This window comes from Craurococcus roseus, assembly GCF_039523795.1.
In the GTDB taxonomy this organism is placed as follows: Bacteria; Pseudomonadota; Alphaproteobacteria; order Acetobacterales; family Acetobacteraceae; genus Craurococcus; species Craurococcus roseus.
In genome coordinates this window covers 436,495-441,708 of the sequence record NZ_BAAAFZ010000008.1, presented here as the reverse complement: position 1 = coordinate 441,708, position 5,214 = coordinate 436,495, and the positions used below count along the sequence as shown (strand labels likewise).

The 5,214-nt window shown below is 75.4% G+C and carries 6 protein-coding genes; 5 read left to right on the top strand and 1 reads right to left on the bottom strand.

Annotated features, from left to right (window positions below):
* Positions 1-141: 141 nt before the first annotated feature.
* Genes ABD067_RS05000 through ABD067_RS04990 form a run of 3 tightly spaced genes read left to right on the top strand, consistent with a single transcriptional unit; the run spans position 142 to position 2,850 of the window.
* Positions 142-906: an ABC transporter ATP-binding protein gene (locus ABD067_RS05000; RefSeq protein WP_343894064.1), complete on the top strand. Its 765-nt coding sequence runs from the start codon at positions 142-144 to the stop codon at positions 904-906.
* On the top strand, positions 903-1,724 hold the full coding sequence (locus ABD067_RS04995) for an ABC transporter permease (RefSeq protein WP_343894063.1): 822 nt from the start codon (positions 903-905) through the stop codon (positions 1,722-1,724). Before ABD067_RS05000 ends, ABD067_RS04995 begins: the two co-directional genes overlap by 4 nt.
* A gap of 43 nt (positions 1,725-1,767) precedes the next feature.
* Positions 1,768-2,850 (top strand): hypothetical protein, encoded by a 1,083-nt coding sequence (locus ABD067_RS04990; protein WP_343894062.1) that lies wholly within the window; start codon positions 1,768-1,770, stop codon positions 2,848-2,850.
* Positions 2,851-3,197: 347 nt separating this feature from the next.
* Here the strand turns inward: ABD067_RS04990 and ABD067_RS04985 are convergent, their stop codons facing one another.
* Complete coding sequence (locus ABD067_RS04985; RefSeq protein ID WP_343894061.1) at positions 3,198-3,722, bottom strand: GNAT family N-acetyltransferase; 525 nt, start codon at positions 3,720-3,722, stop codon at positions 3,198-3,200.
* 11 nt (positions 3,723-3,733) lie between these two features.
* Here ABD067_RS04985 and ABD067_RS04980 point away from each other — a divergent pair, with 11 nt between their 5' ends.
* Positions 3,734-4,381: a histidine phosphatase family protein gene (locus ABD067_RS04980; protein ID WP_343894060.1), complete on the top strand. Its 648-nt coding sequence runs from the start codon at positions 3,734-3,736 to the stop codon at positions 4,379-4,381.
* Positions 4,382-4,441: 60 nt separating this feature from the next.
* A partial coding sequence (locus tag ABD067_RS04975) for a lipid-binding SYLF domain-containing protein (RefSeq protein WP_343894059.1) occupies positions 4,442-5,214 on the top strand: 773 nt, incomplete at its 3' end.

Sequence of the window (5,214 nt, the reverse complement as noted above, 5' to 3'; positions counted from 1 at the left end):
GCGCCGACACCGCCGCCGCCATCGGCTGGGGTTGGGAACAGGGGATCGGCTTGTTCGAAGGCCGGTTGCTGCGGCCGAAAGGGGGCTGAGCCGGTCGGGGGCGGCTTGGCGCCTCCGCCCCGCGACCGCATATGCGGCGCCATGCCATCCCCCGCCATCCTGGTCGAAGCGCTGAGCAAGCGCTACCGGAACGACGCGCCCCCGGCGGTGTCCGACCTGTCCTTCTCCATGCCGCGCGGCGCCACCTGGGGCCTGCTCGGCGGCAACGGCGCCGGCAAGACCACCACCATCGCCATGCTGCTCGGCCTGCTGGTGCCGACCTCGGGGCGGGTGGAGGCGCTCGGGCACGACATGGCGCGCGACCGCTTCGCGGCGCTGGCGCGGATGAACTTCTCCTCGCCTTACCTGGCGCTGCCCTCGCGCCTCAGCGTGGCGGAGAACCTGCGCGTCTACGCCCACCTCTACAACGTGCCGCGCGCGGAAAAGCGCATCGCCGAGCTGGCGGAGCAGCTCCAGCTCACCGACCTGCTGGACCGGCCCTCCGGCCAGCTTTCCGCCGGGCAGAAGACGCGCGTGGCCTTGGCGAAGGCCCTGGTGAACCGGCCGGAGCTGCTGCTGCTCGACGAGCCCACCGCGAGCCTCGACCCCGACACCGGCGACTGGGTGCGCACTTGGCTGGAGCGCTACCGGGCGGAGAGCGGCTGCTCCATCCTGCTCGCCTCGCACAACATGGCCGAGGTGGAGCGCCTGTGCGGCCACGTGCTGATGCTCAAGCAGGGCAGGGCGGTGGACCAGGGCAGCCCGGCGGCGCTGCTCCAGCGCTACGGCCGCGACGACCTGGAGGACGTGTTCCTCGACATCGCCCGCGGCCGCCGGTCGCGCGAAGAAGCGGCGGTGCTGGCGTGACGGGCGGGGCGCCCCGCCGCGTCTGGGGCCTCGTGTACCGGCACCTCGCGCTGTACCGCCGCTCCTGGCCGCGGCTCCTGGAGCTGATGTACTGGCCGGTGCTCCAGATGCTCGTCTGGGGCTTCGTAACCTCCTACATCGGCGGCAACATCGGCGCGGCGGGCGGGGCCGCCGGGGCGCTCGGCGTCGCCGCCGGCGTGCTGCTCGGCGGCGTGCTGCTGTGGGAGGTGTCGCTCCGCAGCCAGATGGGCTTCTCCATCTCCTTCCTGGAGGAGGTCTGGAGCCGCAACCTCGGCCACATCTTCGTCTCGCCGCTCCGCCCGCGCGAGCTGGTGGCGGGGCTGGCCTGCATGAGCGTGGTGCGCGTCGTGGTGGGCGTGCTGCCGGCGGTCGGGCTCGCGTATGTGCTGTACCGCTTCGGCCTGTTCTCCATGGGGCCGGTCGTGGTGGCCTTCATCGCCGCGCTCCTGCTGATGGGCTGGGCGGTGGCGCTCGGCGTGGTGTCGCTGATCCTGCGCTACGGCGCGGGGGCGGAGGCGCTGGCCTGGAGCATCCTGATGGGCATCACGCCCATCGCCGCCGTGTTCTACCCCGTGGCGGTGCTGCCCTCCTGGCTGCAACCCGTGTCGCTCGCCCTGCCGGCCGCCCACGTCTTCGAGGGGATGCGCGCCGCGCTGCTCGACGGCCGCGTGGCCTGGGATCACCTGGCATGGGCCTTCGCGCTGGACGCGTTCTGGCTCGCGGCGATGGCCTGGGTGTTCCTGAGCCAGTTCCGAGCGGCGCGCGTGAAGGGGGCGCTGCTGAACATCGGGGAATAAGGTTTGCATTGTTCAACCATGACGCGAATAGCTACAAGGCGCCATGATGAACACCGCCACCGCCCGCCATCTGCGCGCCGCAGCCGTCGCCGCGGCGGTCGCCGCCCTCGCCCTGTCCGGCTGCGCTCAAACGCCGGCCCTGGACCCTTCCGCGCAATCCAGGCTGTCGCTGCGCCTGCGCGACGGCTTGGAGGCCCTGCCCATGCCCTCCCGCCGCGTCGCCGGCGACGAGGCTTGGGCCGCGCTGGCGCCGGCCTTTTCCGCGGTGCTGCGGCGGCAGGCGCGGGCGGATGGCGGCGCGCTGGACGGCCTGCGCCGGGCGCTGTTCAAAGGCGGGCCGCGCGCGGGGCGCCCGGTGTTCGAATCCGGCGAAGCCCTGCCCCGGATCCCGCTCCGCCTGGCCAACGGGCCGGACAAGAGCGGCCGCCTGTTCTCCATCCCCCTGCGCGCGGCGGACGACCCGCCCGGGCGTCCCTCCGCCGATTGGGCCTTCGTCCTCGGCGGACGCGCCCGGCTGCAGCTGCTGCGCGTGCCGGCCGGCGTGCTGCCCGCCACCGGCGGCCGGACCGGGGCCGACACCGACGCGGCGCCCAGGCCGGAGCAGCACGTGGTCCTGCTGACGGACGGCGGCGTCTGCGCGCGCGACTGGCGGGAACGCTCCCCGCTCTTCGGCGCCTCCCGGGAGCAGCCGCGGGGCTTCCTGGTCCACCGCGACCACTGCAACGGCCTGTTCTGGGGGCCGGTGCCCCCGGACGGGATGGCGGCGGGGGCGCTCGGCGCCCTGGTCGGCGGGTCGGCCGCCGCCCCGGCCGTCCGCGCTCCGGCCCCCGGCGACGGCAGGTTGGCCCAGCTCAACACGCAAAGCCGCTACGCCGGATTCGTGCGGGTGGTCGGCGAGGAGACCACCGAACTCGGCGTGAGCCCGCGCGACTTCGCGCCAGCCGGCTGGCACTTCCCGACGCGGGCGGAAGCGGAGGATTTCGCGGTGCTGCTGCTTAGCGCCATGCCGTGGCTGGAGGTGCAGCCGCCTGGCGACGCCGCGCTGCCGAACCGCGGCTTCGTGGTGGTGACGCGCCCTGCGGAGCTGCCCGGCGCCGGCGCGCCATCGGCCGGCTCGGCGCGCTGATCCCGCGCCGAAAGCCCCCCGCGCCGCGGGACGCGCCATGATGGCGCCCGGACGGCCGCGGGGAGGCGCGCGAAGGACGGGGAAACCTCCGTCCTGCTGAGCGGCGCGCCGGGCGTCTGGGCGCCGCTGGTCCCGGCGGCGCGGGACTTGGCGCCGCTGCGCGGCCACGATGCCGACGGCGGTGGCCGGAACGGCGATGCGGCGCCCGGCGGGACCGGGCCGCTGCCCGATCGCTCGGTCCCCGAACGCCCGCCGCCGATCGCCGTGGCGCGGTCGCGGGCGCTCCAAGACGCCTGACGCCGGCGGCGAAGCGCGCGCCGCCGACGGTCCGAGGCCCTCGCGCCGGCCTACAACGCCAACCCGAACCGCCGCTCCAACGCCGGCGCGCCGAACTGCGCCGCCACGCTTTCCTCCTCCAGCCGGAAGCCCGCCTCCTCGTAGAGCGCCGTGGCCGCGCCCAGGCCGCCAAGCGTCCACAGGAACATCCGGCGGAAGCCCGCGACCCGCGCGTGCGCCACCGCTTCCGCCAGCCAGCGCCGCCCGAGCCCCCGGCCGTGCAGCGCCGGGTCGAGGATGAAGAAGCGGAGCTGCGCCGCGTCCGGCCAACCGGCGCCGTCCACCGCGGTCGAGCCCGGGAACCGGCCGTCGCCCTCGGCGGCGCGCAGGAGATCACGGCGCGGGTCGAAGCCCGCCAGCAGCGCGCCGAACTCCGCCGCGACCTTGCGCTCGAAGGCGGCGCCGAAGCCGTGGGACCGCGCGTAGAAGCGCGCGTGCAGCGCGGCAATGTCGCCGACCAGGCCCGGCGCCCAACGGTCGTGGAAGCGCGTCGATCCCACGCCGCCGCGCTTGCCGCCGCAGGGGCGCTGCGGCAAGCCCGCGCGCCATGCAGCACGCCCCCGCCGTCACCCGCCTCTTCCTGATCCGCCACGCCCTCGTCGAGCCCTCCGCCCGCGCCATGCTCTACGGCGCCATGGACGTCGCCCTCTGCGACACCGCCTTGCGCGAGGAGGCGGCGCTGCACCGCTGGCTCGCCTCCCGCCTGCCCCGGCCGGCGCACTGGGTCGTCTCCGGCCTGTCGCGCACCCGCGCCACCGCCGCGGCCGTCTTCGCCGCCGGCTACCCGGAGGCGGAACTCCAGGAAGAGCCCGACCTCGCCGAGCAGCACCTGGGCGAGTGGCAGGGCATCCCGCACGAGGCGCTGGCCGAGCGGCTGCGCCACGCGCCGCACCCGTTCTGGCCGCACGGCGCCGAGGAGAAGCCGCCCGGCGGCGAGAGCTTCGACGAGGTGCGCGCCCGCGTCGGCCCGGTCATCGAGGCGCTGGCCGACCGGCACGCGGGCGGGGACGTGGTCGTGGTGGCGCACGGCGGCTCCATCCGCGCCGCGATCGCGCACGCGCTCGGCCTTTCGGCGCACCAGGCGCTCGGCTTCTCCATCCGCAACCTCGGCCTGACGCGGCTGGAGCGGCACGGCGCCGACTGGCGCGTGGCGGCGGTGAACGAGGAGCCCTGGACGCCCCCGGCGCCAGAGTGACACCGCCCCGGCTTGCCGGTAGCTTCGCCCCCGATACGGGGCCGCGCTGAGGGGGATGGGATGCGCCGTCGGTTGTTGGGGTTGGGCTTGGCCTTGGCGTTCCTCGCGGGTTGCGCGGGCGGGGTGCCGCGCGCGGGCCAGGAGCAGGGACTGGTGGACCGCGCCACGCTCACCGTCAACGAGGTGTTCGGCGAGGGCAACGACCGCCTGAACGCCGCCCGCCTGCTCCGCCGCGCCCGCGCCGTCATGATCTGCCCGCGCATCTTCAAGGCCGGCTTCTTCTTCGGCGGCGAGGGCGGCGGCTGCGTGCTCGTGGGGCGCGACGCCGCGGGCTCCTGGTCCTCGCCGGCCTTCTACTCCATCGCGTCCGGCTCCTTCGGCCTCCAGGCGGGCATCCAGGACCTGCAACTTGTCATGCTCATCATGAACGACCGGGCGCTGACCGCGGTGCTGGACAACCAGCTCAAGTTCGGCGCCGACGCGTCGCTCGCCATCGCCACGGTCGGCGGCTCGGTGGAAGCGGCCACCACGGCGGCCGTCGGCGCCGACATCCTGGCCTTCGCCCGCGCGCGCGGCCTTTACGCCGGGGTGTCGCTGGAAGGCTCCCTGCTGGCCGCGCGCAGCGAGTGGAACCGCTCCTACTACCGCCAGGAGGTCTCGCCGCGGCAGATCGTGGTGGCGATGCAGGCGCACAACCCGGGCGCGGACCCGCTGCGCGCGGCGCTGATGCGCCACGGCAGCGCCGGCGGGGCGGGCGCGGCGGCCGCCTCCCCGCCGATCGCCTTCGCCGCTTCCGCGGCGAAGGCGAGCAACCCGCTGGTCAGCGAGTCGTC

Excerpts from the sequence above, each read along its gene's own strand:
- ABD067_RS04980 (WP_343894060.1), top strand. The coding sequence starts at position 3,734 with ATGCAGCACGCCCCCGCCGTCACCCGCCTCTTCCTGATCCGCCACGCC.
- ABD067_RS05000 (WP_343894064.1), top strand. The coding sequence starts at position 142 with ATGCCATCCCCCGCCATCCTGGTCGAAGCGCTGAGCAAGCGCTACCGG.
- ABD067_RS04990 (WP_343894062.1), top strand. The coding sequence starts at position 1,768 with ATGATGAACACCGCCACCGCCCGCCATCTGCGCGCCGCAGCCGTCGCC.